Origin of the sequence: Methylobacter tundripaludum SV96, assembly GCF_000190755.2 — a bacterium.
Lineage (GTDB): Bacteria > Pseudomonadota > Gammaproteobacteria > Methylococcales > Methylomonadaceae > Methylobacter_A > Methylobacter_A tundripaludum.
The window spans coordinates 1,245,487-1,263,018 of record NZ_JH109153.1 but is presented as its reverse complement, the minus strand read 5'-3'; the positions used below and the strand labels follow the sequence as shown (position 1 = coordinate 1,263,018).

The 17,532-nt window shown below is 54.2% G+C and carries 21 protein-coding genes and 1 pseudogene; 21 read left to right on the top strand and 1 reads right to left on the bottom strand.

Going from position 1 to position 17,532, the window contains the following annotated elements; translation table 11 throughout:
* Positions 1–309, top strand: a complete 309-nt coding sequence (locus METTU_RS18445) for a hypothetical protein (protein ID WP_006893461.1) — start codon at positions 1–3, stop codon at positions 307–309.
* Between the two features lie 207 nt (positions 310–516).
* On the opposite strand, the gene METTU_RS18440 is transcribed toward METTU_RS18445, so the two are convergent.
* A complete protein-coding gene (locus METTU_RS18440; protein ID WP_040581014.1) occupies positions 517–723 on the bottom strand; it encodes a hypothetical protein in 207 nt (68 codons plus the stop codon).
* 26 nt (positions 724–749) lie between these two features.
* Here METTU_RS18440 and METTU_RS18435 point away from each other — a divergent pair, with 26 nt between their 5' ends.
* The 20 genes and pseudogenes from METTU_RS18435 (at position 750) to hypF (ending at position 17,515) form a co-directional block, all read left to right on the top strand.
* Positions 750–1,829 carry a hydrogenase small subunit gene (locus METTU_RS18435; RefSeq protein ID WP_006893460.1) on the top strand — a complete coding sequence of 360 codons (1,080 nt, stop codon included), beginning with the start codon at positions 750–752 and terminating at the stop codon, positions 1,827–1,829.
* Positions 1,826–3,622, top strand: coding sequence for a nickel-dependent hydrogenase large subunit (locus tag METTU_RS18430; protein ID WP_006893459.1), 1,797 nt, complete (start codon positions 1,826–1,828; stop codon positions 3,620–3,622). The genes METTU_RS18435 and METTU_RS18430 overlap by 4 nt, the downstream gene beginning before the upstream one ends.
* Before the next feature lie 11 nt (positions 3,623–3,633).
* On the top strand, positions 3,634–4,326 hold the full coding sequence (locus METTU_RS18425; RefSeq protein ID WP_006893458.1) for a HupE/UreJ family protein: 693 nt from the start codon (positions 3,634–3,636) through the stop codon (positions 4,324–4,326).
* A gap of 9 nt (positions 4,327–4,335) precedes the next feature.
* Positions 4,336–5,220: a Ni/Fe-hydrogenase, b-type cytochrome subunit gene (gene cybH / locus METTU_RS18420; protein WP_006893457.1), complete on the top strand. Its 885-nt coding sequence runs from the start codon at positions 4,336–4,338 to the stop codon at positions 5,218–5,220.
* 279 nt (positions 5,221–5,499) lie between these two features.
* Positions 5,500–6,171 (top strand): HyaD/HybD family hydrogenase maturation endopeptidase, encoded by a 672-nt coding sequence (locus METTU_RS18415; protein ID WP_006893456.1) that lies wholly within the window; start codon positions 5,500–5,502, stop codon positions 6,169–6,171.
* Positions 6,171–6,467 carry a HypC/HybG/HupF family hydrogenase formation chaperone gene (locus METTU_RS18410; protein WP_006893452.1) on the top strand — a complete coding sequence of 99 codons (297 nt, stop codon included), beginning with the start codon at positions 6,171–6,173 and terminating at the stop codon, positions 6,465–6,467. Before METTU_RS18415 ends, METTU_RS18410 begins: the two co-directional genes overlap by 1 nt.
* Complete coding sequence (locus METTU_RS18405; protein WP_006893451.1) at positions 6,464–6,883, top strand: thioredoxin domain-containing protein; 420 nt, start codon at positions 6,464–6,466, stop codon at positions 6,881–6,883. Before METTU_RS18410 ends, METTU_RS18405 begins: the two co-directional genes overlap by 4 nt.
* Before the next feature lie 103 nt (positions 6,884–6,986).
* Entirely contained in the window at positions 6,987–7,835 is an 849-nt protein-coding gene (locus tag METTU_RS18400; protein WP_006893449.1) for a hydrogenase expression/formation protein, read from the top strand.
* Positions 7,832–8,053, top strand: a complete 222-nt coding sequence (locus tag METTU_RS18395) for a rubredoxin (protein ID WP_006893447.1) — start codon at positions 7,832–7,834, stop codon at positions 8,051–8,053. Before METTU_RS18400 ends, METTU_RS18395 begins: the two co-directional genes overlap by 4 nt.
* Positions 8,054–8,322: 269 nt before the next feature.
* On the top strand, positions 8,323–8,790 hold the full coding sequence (gene hybE / locus METTU_RS18385) for a [NiFe]-hydrogenase assembly chaperone HybE (protein ID WP_006893446.1): 468 nt from the start codon (positions 8,323–8,325) through the stop codon (positions 8,788–8,790).
* On the top strand, positions 8,791–9,996 hold the full coding sequence (locus METTU_RS18380) for a nickel-dependent hydrogenase large subunit (RefSeq protein WP_006893445.1): 1,206 nt from the start codon (positions 8,791–8,793) through the stop codon (positions 9,994–9,996).
* A 183-nt stretch (positions 9,997–10,179) separates the two neighbouring features.
* Positions 10,180–10,521: a hydrogenase maturation nickel metallochaperone HypA gene (gene hypA / locus METTU_RS18375; RefSeq protein ID WP_006893444.1), complete on the top strand. Its 342-nt coding sequence runs from the start codon at positions 10,180–10,182 to the stop codon at positions 10,519–10,521.
* Positions 10,521–10,742 carry a hypothetical protein gene (locus tag METTU_RS24675; protein WP_006893443.1) on the top strand — a complete coding sequence of 74 codons (222 nt, stop codon included), beginning with the start codon at positions 10,521–10,523 and terminating at the stop codon, positions 10,740–10,742. The genes hypA and METTU_RS24675 overlap by 1 nt, the downstream gene beginning before the upstream one ends.
* A pseudogene (hypB, locus tag METTU_RS18370) lies at positions 10,727–11,416 on the top strand (hydrogenase nickel incorporation protein HypB); the annotation flags it as partial. The gene METTU_RS24675 and the pseudogene hypB, both read left to right, overlap by 16 nt.
* Before the next feature lie 54 nt (positions 11,417–11,470).
* Positions 11,471–11,674: an addiction module protein gene (locus tag METTU_RS18365; RefSeq protein WP_006893440.1), complete on the top strand. Its 204-nt coding sequence runs from the start codon at positions 11,471–11,473 to the stop codon at positions 11,672–11,674.
* A 254-nt stretch (positions 11,675–11,928) separates the two neighbouring features.
* Positions 11,929–12,159 (top strand): HypC/HybG/HupF family hydrogenase formation chaperone, encoded by a 231-nt coding sequence (locus tag METTU_RS18360; RefSeq protein ID WP_006893434.1) that lies wholly within the window; start codon positions 11,929–11,931, stop codon positions 12,157–12,159.
* The gene (hypD, locus tag METTU_RS18355; RefSeq protein WP_006893433.1) at positions 12,156–13,262 is read left to right on the top strand and encodes a hydrogenase formation protein HypD; all 1,107 of its coding nucleotides are present in this window, start codon (positions 12,156–12,158) and stop codon (positions 13,260–13,262) included. Before METTU_RS18360 ends, hypD begins: the two co-directional genes overlap by 4 nt.
* 221 nt (positions 13,263–13,483) lie before the next feature.
* Positions 13,484–14,095, top strand: coding sequence for a Uma2 family endonuclease (locus METTU_RS18350; RefSeq protein WP_006893432.1), 612 nt, complete (start codon positions 13,484–13,486; stop codon positions 14,093–14,095).
* A gap of 64 nt (positions 14,096–14,159) precedes the next feature.
* Positions 14,160–15,203, top strand: a complete 1,044-nt coding sequence (hypE, locus tag METTU_RS18345) for a hydrogenase expression/formation protein HypE (RefSeq protein ID WP_006893431.1) — start codon at positions 14,160–14,162, stop codon at positions 15,201–15,203.
* Positions 15,203–17,515, top strand: a complete 2,313-nt coding sequence (hypF, locus tag METTU_RS18340) for a carbamoyltransferase HypF (protein ID WP_006893430.1) — start codon at positions 15,203–15,205, stop codon at positions 17,513–17,515. The genes hypE and hypF overlap by 1 nt, the downstream gene beginning before the upstream one ends.
* Positions 17,516–17,532: the final 17 nt, after the last annotated feature.

Sequence of the window (17,532 nt, the reverse complement as noted above, 5' to 3'; positions counted from 1 at the left end):
ATGTTTGAAGTCACTCTGTTGTTTCTCGTCATGCTTGTAATTGCAGTATGCGCTTTTTTACCAGTGGGTTGCAGCGTGCGGCCTTCCGCCAAATCTTATCAACAATCCGCCGCCGGTGATTCCTGTTCGGATTCAGAATTGATAGTTCCCGTGGATTCGACATCCAAGCAGAGTTTTCTCACCCATCTGCAAAGCGAAATCGAATCTGCTCTTTTTCCACGTCCTACCGATTCTATCCTGCAGCGCCATTACGATGCCTTGGTCAACGCCGAGCTGGAGAACCGTTTGGCCGCAATGCCGGATTCATAATAAGTATCAAGTTAAATCGCTAATGTAAGCTTTCTTGTAACAGTCCGTTCATTTTTATCGCATTCCCATGCGCTGCGTGGGAATGCGGGCAGTTAAAGCCCTAATGTAAGTTTTCTTGCAACCGTCCGTTCATTTTGTCGCATTTGTTGCATAGCGCACATTAGCTGGTTTTTTCCTTGGCTCTTTTTGTAATTATTTCTCTTACAATTACAAAGGTTTCTTGATCGACGCTAATCCGGCATAGATGTTGCTCCAGCTATGCGGAGCAGCGTCGGTTAGAGAACTACCGATCACTGCGTTAGATTTAAGCATAATAACAATAAGCGCTTCCAAGCTGATAAAGCGGTCGTTGGCAAGACTGTGCGTTTTGGAAACGCGGTACTGAAGATTGCCTGTAGGCCGTGCATTCTTCAAGTCACCATAACGCCAGGAGTTCCTGAATGATTGAAACCTTTTACGATGTCATGCGCAGGCAGGGCATCACGCGCCGCAGTTTTCTCAAGTTTTGCAGCCTGACCGCTGCCTCGTTAGGGCTTTCCCCCGCTTTCGCTCCCAAAATCGCCCATGCGATGGAGACCAAGCCGCGCATTCCGGTGCTGTGGCTGCATGGCCTGGAATGCACCTGCTGCTCTGAATCCTTTATCCGCTCAGGCCATCCTTTAGCCAAGGATGTGATTTTGTCGATGCTGTCTCTGGATTACGACGACACCATCATGGCGGCGGCAGGCCACAATGCCGAAGCCATCGTTGACGAAATCGTCGAAAAATACAAAGGCAACTATATTCTGGCCGTGGAAGGCAACGCGCCGTTGGCCGAAGACGGCATGTATTGCATCATCGGCGGCAAACCGTTCGTGGAACAACTCAAATACGCCGCCGAAAGCTGTAAGGCGATTATTTCCTGGGGCTCCTGCGCATCCTGGGGTTGCGTTCAGGCCGCTAAACCCAATCCGACCCGTGCGACGCCGGTGCATAAAATACCCGGTCTGGCCGACAAACCGATTATCAAAGTGCCCGGTTGCCCGCCGATTGCCGAAGTGATGACCGCTGTGGTGGCTTATCTGCTGACTTTCGAAAAACTGCCGACGCTGGACCGCCAGGGCCGTCCGCAGATGTTTTACAGCCAGCGCATCCACGATAAATGTTACCGTCGTCCGCATTTCGATGCGGGGCAATTCGTCGAGCATTGGGACGACGAAGCCGCGCGGCAAGGACATTGTCTGTACAAAATGGGCTGCAAAGGCCCGACCACTTATAACGCCTGCTCGACGGTGCGCTGGAATGAAGGCGTATCGTTCCCGATCCAATCTGGTCACGGTTGTATCGGCTGTTCCGAGGACGGTTTCTGGGATAAAGGCGGCTTTTACGAACGCCTGACCGATATTAACGATTTCGGTATCGAAGCCAACGCCGATGCGGTCGGCGGTACCGCAGCAACCGTAGTCGGCGTCGGCATTGCCGCGCATGCCGGATTGACTGCGCTGAAGCGCGCCAAACAACCAGGAGCAGAACAACAATGACAGTCACCCACACCCCCAACGGCTTTAACCTGAATGACGCAGGCCGCCGCGTCATCGTCGACCCGGTCACCCGTATCGAAGGCCACATGCGTTGCGAAGTCAATATCGACGAAGACAACATCATCCGTAACGCTATCTCCAGCGGCACCATGTGGCGTGGCCTTGAAGTCATCTTAAAAGGCCGCGACCCGCGCGATGCGTGGGCTTTCGTGCAACGCATCTGCGGCGTCTGCACCGGCACTCATGCGTTGACTTCGGTGCGCGCGGTCGAGGATGCGCTAAAAATCAAGATTCCTGAAAACGCCAATTCGATCCGCAACCTGATGCAGTTAAGCTTGCAGGTGCAGGATCACCTGGTGCATTTTTATCATTTGCATGCGCTGGACTGGGTTAATCCGGTCAATGCGCTGAAAGCCGATCCGGTCGCGACTTCGGCGTTGCAACAATCGATTTCGCCGCATAATCCCAAGTCGTCGCCCGGCTATTTTCGCGATACCCAAAACCGTTTAAAGAAATTTGTCGAGTCCGGCCAATTAGGCCCGTTCAAGAACGGCTATTGGACCAACCCGGCTTATTTATTACCGCCGGAAGCCGATCTGATGGCGGTGACCCATTACCTGGAAGCGCTGGATTTTCAAAAAGACATCATGAAAATACGTACTGTTTTCGGCGGCAAAGACCCGCATCCGAACTGGCTGGTCGGCGGCGTGCCATGCGCGATCAATATCGACGGCGTCGGCGCTAACGGTGCGATTAACATGGAGCGGCTGAACCTGGTATCGTCGATTATCGACCGCACCATCGATTTTATCGACCAAGTCTACATCCCCGATTTGCTGGCTATCGCCGGATTCTACAAAGGCTGGATGTACGGCGGCGGCATTTCCGGGCAAAGCCTGTTGTCTTACGGCGACATACCGGATAAAGCCAACGATTATTCGCCGTCGAATTTGCTGATGCCGCGCGGCGCGATTATCAACGGCGATTTGACTAAAGTGCATGAAGTCGACTTGACCGACCCTGAGCAAATCAAGGAATTCATCCCGCACTCCTGGTACAAATACCCGGACGAATCGTTGGGCTTGCATCCTTGGGACGGTGTTACCGAACCGAACTACAAGCTGGGGCCGAACACCAAAGGCGACCGCACCCACATCAAAGAACTGGACGAAGCGGCCAAATATTCATGGATCAAAGCCCCGCGTTGGCGCGGCCATGCAATGGAAGTGGGCCCGTTGGCTCGCTATGTGATCGGCTATGCGCAAGGCAACAAGGAAATTACCGAGCAAATCAATTTCGTGTTGAAGACGCTGGACGTTCCGGTCACCGCGTTGTTCTCGACCTTGGGCAGGACGGCTGCCAGAGGCTTGGAAGCGCAATGGGCGGCAGGCAAGATGCGCTATTTCATGGACAAGATGGTTGCCAATATCAAGTCAGGCGACTTGGCGACGGCGAATGTCGCCAAATGGGATCCGGAAACCTGGCCGAACAGCGTCAAAGGCGTCGGTTTTACCGAAGCGCCGCGCGGCGCGCTGGGGCATTGGCTGAAAATCGAAAATACCAAAATCGCCAATTATCAATGCGTGGTGCCGACAACCTGGAACGGTTCGCCACGTGACGAGCAAGGCAATATCGGCGCGTTCGAAGCCGCATTGATGAATACCAAGGTCGAACGCCCAGAAGAGCCGGTGGAAATTTTGCGCACCCTGCACAGCTTCGACCCTTGTCTGGCGTGTTCGACGCATATCATCAGCCCGGACGGCACCGAATTAACCCAAGTCAAAGTTCGCTGAGGAGCAGGTTTATGAAAAAAATTATAGTGGTTGCCGGTCTTATCGCGTTTTCCCAGGCCGCATTGGCCCATACCGGCTTGTTGCCTACCGATGGCTTCGGCCACGGTTTTCAGCATCCGTTTTTAGGTCTGGATCATTTTTTGGTGATGCTGGGTTTGGGCTTATGGGCGAGCAGCCAAAGCCGTTTGCTTGCCCAGCAGGCGATTGGCGTATTTTTGTTATTCATGACGGCTGGGGCTCTGCTCGGCTTAGCCGGGATTGGTTTCGCTTATGTCGAAACGGCAATTCTGGTCTCATTGTTGTTCGTCGGCATGGCGCTTAGCTTCGGTATGACTTCAATAGTTCCCACGCTCCGGCGTGGAAATTCAGTTTGCAACGCTCCAGCGTTGCGGTGGGACGCTGGAGCGTCTGACACTGCATTCCCATTTATGCCCCAGAGGGTACGCCGGAGCGTGGGAACGATAATTATCTTAACGTCTATTGCAGCTTTTGCTGCAATGCACGGACTGGCGCACGGCAGCGAAATGCCGCTTGATGCTTCGGCATACGCTTACACTGCAGGGATTATATCGGGCACTGCGGTTTTGCATTGTTCCGGTTTGGCTTTGGGCCTGATCGCACGGCGCATCAATGCAGCTGGTTTGCTCCGCGTTTACGGAACCCTGACCGGCGTAATCGGCGCTTGGTTGCTGTTCGCCGCATAAGGAGCCGACATGACTGAGCCAACTTTAATATCCAATGCCGTGGACGCAAGCAGTACAAAGCCCTCTCCAGAGGGAGAGGGTTGGGTGAGGGGAAATAAGAATTTATTTACTCCCCCTTATCCTGACCTAATCATGCCGGACTCTCCTGTCCGGCACCCTGCGGGCGAGTGCAAATCCGCTCCCGGCGAATTTGTCCCTGAGGGAGAAGGAGCACATGCCGTTTACGTCTACGAAAAACCGGTACGGCTCTGGCACAGCCTGAATGCCTTGGTCATCGTCGCCTTGACCGTAACCGGCTATTTAATCGCCTCGCCATTGGCCACGGTGGGCGGTGAAGCGTCCGATCATTTCGTAATGGGCTACGTCAGATTCCTGCATTTCGCCGCCGGATACCTATTGGCGATAGGCCTGCTGTTTCGGGCCTACTGGGCGTATGCCGGTAACGAGCATGCCCGGCAAATCTTCCTGCCGCCGTTATTATCGCGGGATTTTTGGCAAGGCGTCGGCCATGAAATACTGTGGTATGCCTTTCTGGTCAAAGAGCCCAAAAAATACATCGGCCATAATCCTTTGGCGGTGCTGTTTATGCATTTTGTGTTCGTTTGGGGCATGGTGTTCATGATCGTCACCGGCTTTGCGTTGTACGGAGAAGGCACAGGGCAGGGCAGCTGGCAACATGCACTGTTCAGCAGTTGGGTGCTGCCTATTTTCGGCGACAGCCAAAACCTGCACAGCTGGCATCACTTGATTATGTGGCTGATCGTTTGTTTTGTGCTGGCTCACATTTATGTCGCGGTGCGCGAGGATAAATTGTCCAGGCAAAGTATTTTGTCGTCGATAGTGACCGGTTGGCGCACTTTCAAGGATGATAAACCGGTAGACGACGTGCATTGATTTTGTCCACGAAAAGCACGAAAGCCAAAAGTAGGCGCCTCTAGGCGACACGAAAAAAAGCGTAATGATTTTGCGCGGAAAAGTGCAAGAAGTTTCCGCTAGTTCCCAAGCTCCAGCTTGGGAACTCAGTGCGGGAAGCTCCAGCTTCCCGTCTCGCGAAGCTGGAGCTTCGTTGACTGGGTTCCCAAGCGGGAGCTTGGGAACCAGCGTGACCAGTGTTCCATTTATGTTTCGTGATTTTCGTGCCTTTCGTGGACAAATAACTATCCAGGATCAACCATGAATATTTTACTGTTAGGCATAGGCAACGTACTTTGGGCTGACGAAGGCTTCGGCGTTCGCGTGATCGAACGCCTGCAAAAAAGCTACCGTTTCCCCGATCAGGTCAAAGTCATGGACGGCGGTACTCAAGGCGTTTATCTGGTCGAGCATGTTCAGGCGGCTGAGGTGTTGATCGTGTTCGATGCAATCGATTACGGTCTGCCGCCCGGAACATTAAAACGGATCGAAAACGATGACGTGCCGAATTTCCTCGGCGCAAAAAAAATGAGTCTGCATCAAACCGGGTTTCAGGAAGTGCTGGCAATGGCGCAAATGCTGGGCAGTTATCCGCAACATTTGCTGTTGATCGGCGTACAGCCCGAGGAGTTGGACGATTACGGCGGCAGCTTGCGGCCAATCGTTAAGGCGCAAATTCAACCGGCTATAGATATGGCAATCGATTATCTGCAAGTTTTCGGCATTAAAGCGGAAGCAATCAATAGGGATGGCGACTTGGCCGACCCGGTGCTGAACATACAGCGTTACGAACAGGAACGGCCCACTGCCGACGCGGCCTGCCGTATCGGAGACGACCGGGTTTTGCAGGTTGAGGGCTTTGAGTTGCGCCCACCGCAATCTTCTGACGAGCGCACCGTGCAAGTCGATGTCGATTACCGGGGCAAATACTGATGTGCATCGGCATCCCTATGCAAATTGTCGAGCAGCACGATGAATCGGCGCGCTGTCTTTATCGCGGTCAGGAAAGCCTGGTCGACACGATGCTGGTCGGCCCGCAACCGGTCGGCACTTGGCTGCTGGTTTTTCTGGACACTGCCCGAGAAGTGCTCAGCGAACAAAAAGCCCGGCAAATCGTCGATGCGCTGGAAGCCATGCGGCTGGCGATGCACGGAGATAATCGAATAGACCATTTGTTTGCCGACTTGGTCGGCAGGGAACCGACACTACCGGAGTTTTTAAAATCATGACATCACCGCTGCTCGAGCAATTGCAAACCCGCCACGGTTATCCGTTGTTGGATACGGACAGTTACGATCATTTTGTTTACGGCAATGAAACTGTCGTGCTGTTCTTCTGTAACGATCCCGTCCAGTTTCCTGAAAGCAACGATGTGGCAGTGATTTTACCGGAATTGAGCAAAGCGTTTAGCGGTCGGTTGCAAGCGGCAGTCATCGCCAAACCTATCGAACGCGAATTGCAGGCCCGGTTTCGCTTTACCGGCTGGCCGTCGCTGGTGTTTCTGCGTAACGGCGAGTATTTGGGCGTCATCACCGGCATCCGTAACTGGTATGAATACATACAGGAAACCGCCGAAATTTTGGCCGCCGCGCCCAGACAACCGCCCGGTTTCGATTTGGATAAAGTATGCGGCGGTGCGCATTGAATAATGTAGGGCGCGCCGCGCGCGCCAGAGATGCACAAAAAACCTTCAAACCTTGCAAAAGGCGCGCATGGCACGCCCTACTAAAATATAACCCACGACCATTATGACCTCTATATCACTCCCGATTTTCGGACAAGGCAGCCAACCGGCGGAACAAGACGGCGTCGCGTTGGAATACCTGCAAATGCCGCAGGAAATGACCACCTATGCGATGCCACAGATTTCGACCGATTTAAACGCGCAGGATTTGGCGCAGGCTAACAGTATCTTGCAGCAATTACAGCAGAATCTGGCCGCGTTTCCGTCGATTTCAGCGCCCATCGAATTGACGCAATTGGACGCAGGTAACCGGCGCTTTATCGACGAGCTGCTCGGCGAAGGCGAAGTCAGCGTGATTTGTTCCGGCGAACAAAACATCCGTATTCAGGAATCGGTGCTGGCCGGCGTTTGGCGTTTGCAAAAACTCAATGCCCGGCGGCAGATAATCAACGATACACTGGAAGTCGGCATTATCCCGCAACAGCTCTCGCAATCGGCTTTTAACGGCGCGGCCGGGCAAATCGATACCCATTGGACTGTTGTGCCGCCGGGCGTGATGAATGCACCGCCGCTGCTAACCGAACTCAACGCCAAAATCGCCGGATACCGGCCGGGCGGCGAGGCGCATACCATCAATTTGAGCCTGTTGCCGCAGACCGAACAGGATCTGGCGTTTTTGGCGAAACGCCTGGGCGGCGGCTCGGTGACGATATTGTCCCGTGGCTACGGCAACTGTCGGATCACCGCTACCGGCACCACCTTTGTTTGGTGGGTGCAGTATTTCAATTCGGAAGATACCTTGATCCTTAATACGCTGGAAGTCAGCGACGTGCCCAGCGTGGCCTGCGCCTCGCCGGAAGACATTATCGACAGTTGCGAGCGTTTGCAGGAGATACTTAAGGTGTATTTATGAATGACTCCTTTTTTGCCGGAGCCTTCGGCGGCGATGCTTCGAAGTTGCCGCCGCAAACCCGGCTGGAGTGCAAGATTTGTTGGTATGTATACGATCCGGCCGTTGGCGATGAAGTCTGGCAAATGCCGCCCGGCACGGCTTTTTCGCAGTTGCCGGAGCACTGGAGCTGCCCGGAGTGCGACAGCAAAAAACAGGATTTTTTGGTGCTGGATGACTGATTATGTTCCAGCTATCGAGTAGGGCGCGCCGTGCGCGCCTTTTTCGCAATTTGAGATTAAATCGGTGCATTCTCGTTCCTACGCAGCATGCCCATCGTTATGCTCAAGTATCTGAGGAATTCCGAGAGCTATGTTCATGAAAACGGCTTTATTGCAACGGGAGTGCAAGCTTTGCTTGCTCTTGCAGGCGAAGCCTGCACTCCAGCTATCAGCAAACGCCTGGGCCGCCTTCGACCTGTTGGCGCGCATGGCGCGCCCTACGCTAAATCATGATGTGGCTGGATAACAAACAGATCAAATATACGCTGGAAGCGACATTCAATGAAATACTGGACAAACGTATGCGCGATTTGCCGGTAGTCAACGCCTCGCTTTCGGTGCAGGCCGTCGGCTTCAATCGTTTTGGCGAAGATTGGCTGGGCGTATTAATTACGCCCTGGTTCATGAATCTGATGCTGTTACCGAGGCCGAATAGCCATTGGCGCACGCAACAACCCGGCACAAAAATAGAAAAGCATTTCCCGTATGGCGCATTCGAATTCACGCTGGGTAACGAACCTCAGCTAGGCACCTACGCGCTTTGTTCGCTGTTCTCGCCGATGTTCCAGTTCGAGAATCAAGCTGCCGCGCTTGCCGCGGCTCAATCCGCGTTACAAGGTTTGCTGGCCGAAGCAGCGCCGCGTAATGTCAGCCGCCGGGACTTGCTGCGCGGCGCTATAGGCAAAGGAAACCGTTGAATGACACCGGCCGGTTCTATCCTCATCGATCTGCATCACCGCTTCGGCAACGCAACCGGGGTGCAAATCGCATCCAGCCGACCTGATACAGTTGCACAAGTATTAATCGGCAAAACGCCGGAACAGGCACTCGACACCGTTCCGCTATTGTTTACGCTGTGCGGCAATGCCCAAGCCTATGCCGCGTTGCTGGCCTGCCGAGCGGCGCTGGGCATGGCAACCGAGCCTGACATTGATTCGGCCCGCGAGCTGCTGGTGCAACTGGAAACTTTGCGCGAGCATGCGTGGCGTATTCTGCTGGACTGGCCGCTTTTTATAGGACTTGCCCAGGATAAAACAGCCCTGGCGACGCTGCTTAAATTCGATGCGTTGTTCAAACGACATTTATTCCGGCACGGCGAGGCGTTCAAGCTCGACAGCCGTCTTGACGTCGACGCCGCGCAGCTAACAAAGCTGATCGACGCATTGGAAGCCCTGATCGACGTCTCGATTTTTAACGGTCGGCTTGCCGATTTTCAGGCGTTAACCTGTGAAGCACAGTTGCTTGATTGGTTATGGCGAAACGATGCATTACCAGCCAAGTTGCTGAACTACTTATATAGTCAAGATTGGGGGATGACCGGGCAAAACGATATTGCCTGCCTGCCCAAACTGGATGCCGAAGCATTGAACCGACAGATACTGCGGGAAGACTTAACAACGTTCACCCGAATACCACGCTGGCAAGGCCGCTGCTTTGAAGTAACGCTGTTGAACCGCCAATGGTCGCAACCTTTAATCTCCGAGATGCGCCGCCATTACGGCAACGGCCTGATCGTCCGAATGCTGGCCCGCTTGCTGGAAGTAGCCTTAATACCGTTCCAACTAAGACAGCTTTTAGCGCAGATAAAAAACGACGCGGCTTTACCGATAAATAACACCGCGAGCAACGGCATCGGTCTTGCCCAGGTCCAAGCGGCGCGAGGCCTATTGATTCATCGTCTGGCGTTACGGCAAGGACGGGTCCATGATTACCGCATCATCGCGCCCACCGAATGGAATTTTCATCCCGAAGGCGTCGTTGCCCAAGGCTTGAAACAATTGACAGCCCAAAGCCTAAACGATCTGCAACGGCAGGCGGAACTTTATATCAACGCGGTAGACCCTTGCGTACAATACGCGTTAAACTTGACGGACAGTCGAAACGAGATAGAAGCCCATGCATGACAAATTGGTTTGGAACAAATTTGCACTGGTCCGAAGGGTGCGTGGCAGGGATAGTCAGCATGACAAATCCGCCTGGAGCAGATTTGCACTGGCCCGAAGGGTGCATGGCAGGGATAGCCATGCATGACAAATCTGCCTGGAGCGGATTTGCACTAGCCCGAAGGGTGCATGGCAGGGACAGCCATGCATGAAATGTCGCTCTGCGAAAGCATTTTGCAGGTATTGGAACAGCAAGCCGAAGCCCAGCAATACAGCAAAGTCAAAACGGTTTGGCTGGAAATCGGCGCGTTGGCCAGCGTCGAGACTGAGGCGCTACGGTTCAGTTTCGATGTCGTGATGCAAGGCTCGCTGGCCGATCATGCCCAGCTTGAAATCATCGAAGTACCGGGCCAAGCCTGGTGCATGCCGTGCAGCCGCAATGTGGTTGTGCAGCAGTTATACGATCTATGCCCGCACTGCGGCAGCCATCAATTACAGGTCAACAGCGGAGATCAAATGCGAATCAAAGAACTGGAGGTAGAATAATGTGTGGCGTATGCGGCTGCGGCGAGGGCCATTCCCACTCGCACGATCATGACCACGAACATCCGCATGATCATGAACATCATGAACATGAACATGAACACGAACACGAACACGAACACGAACACGAACACGAACACGAACACGAACACGAACACGAACACGAACACGAACACGAACACGAACACGACGCGACGCGACGCATTCTCATGCGCCGGGTCTGAGCCAAAAGCGGATGGTGCAAATCGAACAGGATATTCTGGCCAAGAATAACCGTTATGCCGCCGAAAACCGCCGCTATTTCGGCGAGCGCGGCATGCTGGCGTTAAATCTGGTGTCCAGTCCCGGTTCCGGCAAGACCACGCTGCTGACCGAAACCATCGCCCGGTTGAAAGACGACTTCGACATCGCGGTCATCGAAGGCGACCAGCAAACCGCCCGCGACGCCGAGCGCATCCGCGCCACCGGCGTACCGGCATTGCAGATCAATACCGGCAAAGGTTGTCATCTTGATGCGCACCGGGTCGGTCACGCGCTGGAAACCCTGCAACCGAAAAATCACAGCCTGTTGTTCATCGAAAACGTCGGCAACCTGGTTTGCCCTTCGGCGTTCGATCTCGGCGAAGCGCATAAAGTGGTGATTTTGTCGGTCACCGAAGGCGAGGACAAACCGATTAAATACCCCGACATGTTCCATGCCGCCGACTTGATGATTTTGAACAAGACCGACCTGTTGCCGTACCTGGATTTCGACAGCGAGCAATGCATACAGTACGCAAAACAGGTTAATCCGCGCATCAAGATCTTGTCGTTGTCGGCCAAAACCGGCGAAGGGATGGACAGCTGGCTGCGCTGGCTGAAGGCCGAATTGGAGTTGCAGCGCATTGATTATGCGTAGCGACGTGCTGTAAAACGGTGCGCACAGCGCACCCTACAACCAAAAGGTAAGCCAATGACGATTACAGAAATAAAATCCCTGCCGGTTTCCGAACGGATCATGTTGATGGAAGAAATTTGGGATAGTCTTTGTCATGAACATGAGCCGGTAAAATCACCACTGTGGCAGCAGGATATACTGAATGACAGATTGGAACTGATCAATTCAAAGCAAGCAACCTTGATTTCTTTGCAAGAACTAAAAAACACTAACCGATGACAGCTAAAGAGCGGGTTGTCTTAGAGCATGTCTTAGAGCAAGTGGCTTTCGATTTGCGGCAAGGAAAGCTATTTTAACAGAGCCGGACTGGGCATGTTGCCCCGTCCGAAACGTTTAGCGTAACCACTTTGCTTTGGTATATAGCGGAAACGTTAGGAGCGGGGTTGCAAACCCCCGCCCCGCATAGTCCGCCCTTATAAACGAAAATAAGGTGCGCACAGAGCACCCTACAACACAACCGAGAATTAAAGTTTATGTGCCTAGCTCTTCCCGCCAAAATCGTCGCCCTCGATCCCGCCACCAACATGGCAACCGCATCGGTCGGCAATGTCAAAGTCGAAGTGTCGCTGGCCCTGGTCGATGATGTTGCGCTCGGCGATTACGTTCTGGTGCATGTCGGTTACGCGCTGAATAAAATCGACGAGGACGAAGCCTTAAAAACCCTGGCCTTGTTTGCCGAAGCCGGATTAATGTCAAACGCATGAAATACATCAGTGAATTCAGGCAGCAAGACCTTGCCCAGCAGTTATCCAGGGCGATTGTGCAAACCGTCGATCCCGACCGCCATTATCGGCTGATGGAGTTTTGCGGCGGCCATACCCATGCCATTTTTCGCTACGGCGTTCAGGATTTAATGCCGGACAATGTCGAATTCATTCACGGCCCAGGCTGCCCGGTCTGCGTATTACCGACCGGCCGCATCGACAATGCGATACAACTGGCCGAACGCCCGGATGTAATTCTTTGCACCTATGCCGACTTAATGCGGGTTCCAGCCACCGGTCGCAACAGCTTGTTGAAAGCCAAGGCAGGCGGCAGCGATATTCGGATGATTTATTCAACGCAAGACGCGTTGAAAATCGCCAGGGAAAATCCCGATAAACAGGTGGTGTTTTTCGCTATCGGCTTTGAAACGACCACGCCGCCGACCGCCGTCGCCATCAAGCAGGCACAGGCCGAAGGATTGGCTAATTTTTCGGTGTTCTGCAACCATGTGCTGACGCCCGCTGCGATGCAGGCGATACTGGATGCGCCGCAACCGGTCGCGATTGATGCTTTTCTCGGGCCCTCCCATGTCAGCACGGTAATCGGCAGCTGGCCTTATGAAATATTTGCCGAGCGTTATGCCAAACCGATAGTCATCGCCGGTTTCGAACCGCTGGACGTGATGCAGTCGGCCTTGATGCTGATCCGCCAACTCAACGAAGGCCGCCACGAAGTCGAAAACGAATACAGCCGCGCCGTCACCCGGCAAGGCAACCAGAAAGCGCAAGCTCTGGTGAATGAAGTGTTCGAATTGCGGCCGCAATTCGAATGGCGCGGCTTAGGGCTAATTGCCGACAGCGCATTAAAACTGAAAGCCGGTTATGCCGACTTTGACGCCGAACAACGCTTTAATATGCCTGCCATCCAGGCATCCGATGTCAAAGGCTGCGAATGCCCGGCCATCCTGCGCGGCGCGAAAAAGCCGCAGGATTGCAAGTTGCTCGGCACGGTTTGCACGCCGGAAAATCCGATGGGATCTTGTATGGTGTCTTCGGAGGGGGCTTGTGCTGCATATTGGTCTTATGGACGGGTGCGGGGTTGATTTTGAGTCGCTGCCGCGACGCCTTTTTAAGGTTCAGACTTTATTTGATTGAATAGCGTTTAACTCATGCAAGCTATCGAATTAGAAGCGACAATACCATAACAGTATCTTGTCGAGGGGGACGGTTAAGCCGTTCATGGTTCGTGAGCTCACCACGAACGGTTTTACCTTAAACGGCCTCGCCAAGTTGGTAGCTTTGAATAAACAGAGGATTAAACAAAATGCCTAAAATCACCCGATTATCGCAATTAGATTTAACCCAAACCTACAGTTATGCCGATTACTTGACCTGGCAACTGGATGAAGCCATTGAGTTAATTAAAGGCAAAATCATGCTGATGTCGCCTGCGCCGACTGTAAGGCATCAACGCATTGCAGGTAATTTATACGGCATATTTTATAACTCCTTCCGTCATAAAAAATGCCAATTTTTTCCTGCACCGTTTGATGTGCGCCTATACGACCGTAAAAAATCCATTTTAGCCAGTCAAGACATCCATACCGTTGTCCAGCCTGATTTGTCAGTTATTTGCAGCCCTGACATTTTGGACGAGCAAGGCTGCAATGGTGCGCCCGATTGGATTATTGAGATTTTATCCAAAGGCAATTCCAAGCGGGAGATGCAAATCAAATATGAACTCTATCGAGAAAGCGGCGTACAGGAATACTGGATTGTTTATCCCAATGACCAAGCGATTCATCAATTTGTCCTGGATGACAACGGGCATTATCAACTTAAGCACATGTACACGGACGATGACATCGCCACACCGCACTTATTCCCTGAGTTGGCTGTTGACTTGACTGAGGTGTTTGAAACTTGGCAAAAGTAGTAAATCATCGTGTATCAAATATTGACAGTCAGCATTTGCTGAGCAGTTACCAAAAATCATTCCTATGCCCAACTCTTATACAACCAAATTAAATACAGCTACCGGCAAAGTCGACCTAAGCCACGGTGGCGGCGGTCGCGCGATGGCTCAGCTGATCGACGAATTGTTTATCAAGCATTTCGACAACGATTTGCTGCGGCAGCGTAACGACCAAGCGCTGTTTACCGTGCCCGCCGGACGGCTGGTGATCAGCACCGACGGCCATGTCATTTCGCCGCTGTTTTTTCCGGGCGGCGACATCGGCTCGCTGGCGGTACATGGCACCGTCAATGATGTCGCGATGTCCGGCGCAAAGCCGCTTTATCTGGCGGCGGGCTTCATTCTGGAAGAAGGCTTTCCGCTGGCCGATCTGGAAAAAATCGTCATCAGCATGGCAGCGGCCGCCAAACGTAGCGGTACGCCTGTCGTCACCGGCGATACCAAGGTCGTGGAGCGCGGCAAGGGCGACGGGGTGTTCATTACCACTACCGGCGTCGGTATCGTGCCGGAGGGCGTCAATATCTCCGGCGACCGCGCGCAACCGGGCTGTGCGATTTTGCTCAGCGGCTCGATCGGCGATCACGGCGTCGCGATCATGGCCGGGCGGGAAAACCTGCAATTCGACACGACGATTGTTTCCGATTCCGCCGCGCTGAATTCGCTGGTCGCCGATATGGTCGCCGCTGCACCGGCCGACATCCATTGTTTGCGCGACCCGACCCGAGGCGGCTTGGCGACGGCGTTGAACGAGCTGGCTCAGCAATCCGGCGTCGGCATGATCATCGACGAGACGCAAATTCCGATCAAATCGGAAGTCAAAGCCGCCTGCGAAATTCTGGGATTAGACCCGCTGTATGTCGCCAACGAAGGCAAGCTGGTGTGCATTTGCACTGCTGATGCCGCCGAATCCCTGCTGGCGGTGATGCGGCAACATCCGTTGGGTCGCGATGCCGCGATTATCGGCGAAGTGATTAGCGATGAGCATGGATTTGTGCAAATGACCACGGCATTCGGCGGTCGCCGTATCGTCGACTGGCCGGTCGGCGAGCAGTTGCCTCGTATCTGCTGATGCCCGGCAGGGCGATTCGGGTTCGCGGCATTGTCCAAGGCGTAGGCTTCAGGCCGACGATCTGGCGCCTCGCTAGGCAACACCGGCTGACCGGGGAGGTCTGGAACGACGGACTGGGCGTGATGATTCATGCCTTCGGTAGCGACGAAGACCTTGAGGCGTTTATTGAGCAAATACCTCTGCAACTGCCGCCGCTGGCTCGGCTCGACAGTCTGGAGGCGCAATCGCTGGACGAGCAGTTACGGAGCGACGAATTTCGCATCGTCGCCAGCCGCCATAATGGCGTAGAGACGCCTGTCGCCGCCGATGCCGCCACTTGCGCCGATTGTCTTGCCGACATCGCCGCCCCCGGCAACCGCCGTTACCGCTATCCGTTCACCAACTGTACGCACTGCGGGCCGCGATTGTCGATCATCCGTAAAGTGCCTTACGATCGCTGCCATACCAGCATGGCGGAATTTGCGATGTGCTCGCAGTGCCAACGAGAATACGACAATCCCGCCGACCGCCGCTTCCACGCCCAGGCTAATTGTTGCCCGGACTGCGGGCCTAAGCTGTGGCTGGAAGATCGGCACCGAGTGCAACTGGATTGCGCCGATCCGCTAAAACATGCCGCCGAGCTGATCCGGCAAGGCTACATCATCGCTATCAAAGGCTTGGGCGGTTTTCATCTGGCCTGCAATGCGACCGATGCCGACGCTGTCAATCGGCTACGTGAGCGTAAACGTCGTTATGCCAAACCGTTGGCGTTAATGGCCGACGCAATCACGATCACCCGTTACGCGCTGATGGACGAAGAGGAAACGCGCGCCCTACACGACAAAGCTGCACCGATTGTGCTGCTGACAGCGCAGGGTGAAACGCTTGCACCCGGCGTCGCGCCGGATGATGACAAGCTCGGCTTCATGCTGCCCTACACACCGTTGCACACACTGTTGCTGCAAGAGTTGGATGAGCCGATCGTGCTGACCTCCGGCAATATCAGCGACGAACCGCAATGCACGGACAACGATGAGGCGCGGGAAAAGCTAACAGGCATTGCCGATTACCTGCTGCTGCATGACCGGGCCATCGTCAACCGGCTGGATGATTCGGTGGCGCGGTTGATGGACGGAAAAATACGTGTGCTGCGCCGGGCGCGAGGTTACAGCCCTGAGGCACTGTTATTGCCGCCCGGTTTCGAGCAAACCGACAGCATCCTGGCGATGGGCGCGGAGCTTAAGAACAGTTTTTGTTTGCTGAAAAACGGCCAGGCTGTCGTTTCCCAGCATATCGGCGATCTGGAAAATGCCGCTGTTCAGCGCGATTACCGCAATGCTATCGACCTGTACAAGAATCTTTACGGCTTCAAACCCCAGTGCACCGCCGTCGATAATCATCCGGGCTATTTATCGACGCAATACGGCCAAACTCTGGCCGAAACCGACGCGGCGGTTTTAGCACCGGTGCAGCATCATCATGCGCATCTGGCGGCTTGTCTGGCCGAGCACGGCGTCGCTTTGAATGCACCGCCGGTGTTGGCTGCCATCTTCGACGGTTTAGGACTGGGCGACGACGGCGCATTATGGGGCGGCGAATTTCTGTTGGGCGATTATAGAGGCTACACCCGGCTCGGCCATTTTCAGCCCATCGCCTTGCCCGGCGGCACACAGGCCATGCGCGAACCTTGGCGCAATACGTATGCGCAATTCTCGTATTATTTCGATTGGGAAACGCTGCAACGGGACTTTGCCGATCTGGACATCATCAAATTTCTGGCAAGCAAGCCGCTTGCGATGCTGACGACGATGATCTCCAAAAACCTCAATTCCCCGCCCAGTACCAGTTGCGGTCGCTGGTTCGATGCCTTCGCCGCTACGCTCGGCTTGCACAGCGAACAGGTTCATTACGAGGGCCAGGCTGCGATTGCGCTGGAAATTCTGGCTACGCCGTTGTTTGCGGATGAGCAAGCGTATCCGCAAGCCTGGGCAATCGACCGTAGCGGCGAGTTGTCGGTATTAAGTTGGCAAGGATTATGGCTGGCCGTACTGGCCGATCTTAAGCGCGGTGCCGATAAAGCCCGCATTGCCGCCCGCATTCATCATAGCTTGATTGCCGCGACAGTCGAGCTTCTGAGCGAGCTTAGCCGCCAAACCGGTATCGACAGGATAGTGCTTAGCGGCGGCGTCTTTCAAAACCGCTTGTTGCTGGAAGGGGTGTCGGGGGAGTTACGGCGGTACGGTAAAACGGTGCTGTCGCCGCAACGCTATCCGATGAACGACGGTGGATTGGCATTAGGGCAGGCGGTGATTGCCGCTGCGCGTAGTATTTGAGGAAGGACCGCTGTTAG

Coding starts and splice junctions, on each gene's coding strand:
- METTU_RS18445 (WP_006893461.1), top strand. CDS start 1: ATGTTTGAAGTCACTCTGTTGTTTCTCGTCATGCTTGTAATTGCAGTA.
- METTU_RS18435 (WP_006893460.1), top strand. CDS start 750: ATGATTGAAACCTTTTACGATGTCATGCGCAGGCAGGGCATCACGCGC.
- METTU_RS18430 (WP_006893459.1), top strand. CDS start 1,826: ATGACAGTCACCCACACCCCCAACGGCTTTAACCTGAATGACGCAGGC.
- METTU_RS18425 (WP_006893458.1), top strand. CDS start 3,634: ATGAAAAAAATTATAGTGGTTGCCGGTCTTATCGCGTTTTCCCAGGCC.
- cybH (WP_006893457.1), top strand. CDS start 4,336: ATGACTGAGCCAACTTTAATATCCAATGCCGTGGACGCAAGCAGTACA.
- METTU_RS18415 (WP_006893456.1), top strand. CDS start 5,500: ATGAATATTTTACTGTTAGGCATAGGCAACGTACTTTGGGCTGACGAA.
- METTU_RS18410 (WP_006893452.1), top strand. CDS start 6,171: ATGTGCATCGGCATCCCTATGCAAATTGTCGAGCAGCACGATGAATCG.
- METTU_RS18405 (WP_006893451.1), top strand. CDS start 6,464: ATGACATCACCGCTGCTCGAGCAATTGCAAACCCGCCACGGTTATCCG.
- METTU_RS18400 (WP_006893449.1), top strand. CDS start 6,987: ATGACCTCTATATCACTCCCGATTTTCGGACAAGGCAGCCAACCGGCG.
- METTU_RS18395 (WP_006893447.1), top strand. CDS start 7,832: ATGAATGACTCCTTTTTTGCCGGAGCCTTCGGCGGCGATGCTTCGAAG.
- hybE (WP_006893446.1), top strand. CDS start 8,323: ATGATGTGGCTGGATAACAAACAGATCAAATATACGCTGGAAGCGACA.
- METTU_RS18380 (WP_006893445.1), top strand. CDS start 8,791: ATGACACCGGCCGGTTCTATCCTCATCGATCTGCATCACCGCTTCGGC.
- hypA (WP_006893444.1), top strand. CDS start 10,180: ATGCATGAAATGTCGCTCTGCGAAAGCATTTTGCAGGTATTGGAACAG.
- METTU_RS24675 (WP_006893443.1), top strand. CDS start 10,521: ATGTGTGGCGTATGCGGCTGCGGCGAGGGCCATTCCCACTCGCACGAT.
- METTU_RS18365 (WP_006893440.1), top strand. CDS start 11,471: ATGACGATTACAGAAATAAAATCCCTGCCGGTTTCCGAACGGATCATG.
- METTU_RS18360 (WP_006893434.1), top strand. CDS start 11,929: ATGTGCCTAGCTCTTCCCGCCAAAATCGTCGCCCTCGATCCCGCCACC.
- hypD (WP_006893433.1), top strand. CDS start 12,156: ATGAAATACATCAGTGAATTCAGGCAGCAAGACCTTGCCCAGCAGTTA.
- METTU_RS18350 (WP_006893432.1), top strand. CDS start 13,484: ATGCCTAAAATCACCCGATTATCGCAATTAGATTTAACCCAAACCTAC.
- hypE (WP_006893431.1), top strand. CDS start 14,160: ATGCCCAACTCTTATACAACCAAATTAAATACAGCTACCGGCAAAGTC.
- hypF (WP_006893430.1), top strand. CDS start 15,203: ATGCCCGGCAGGGCGATTCGGGTTCGCGGCATTGTCCAAGGCGTAGGC.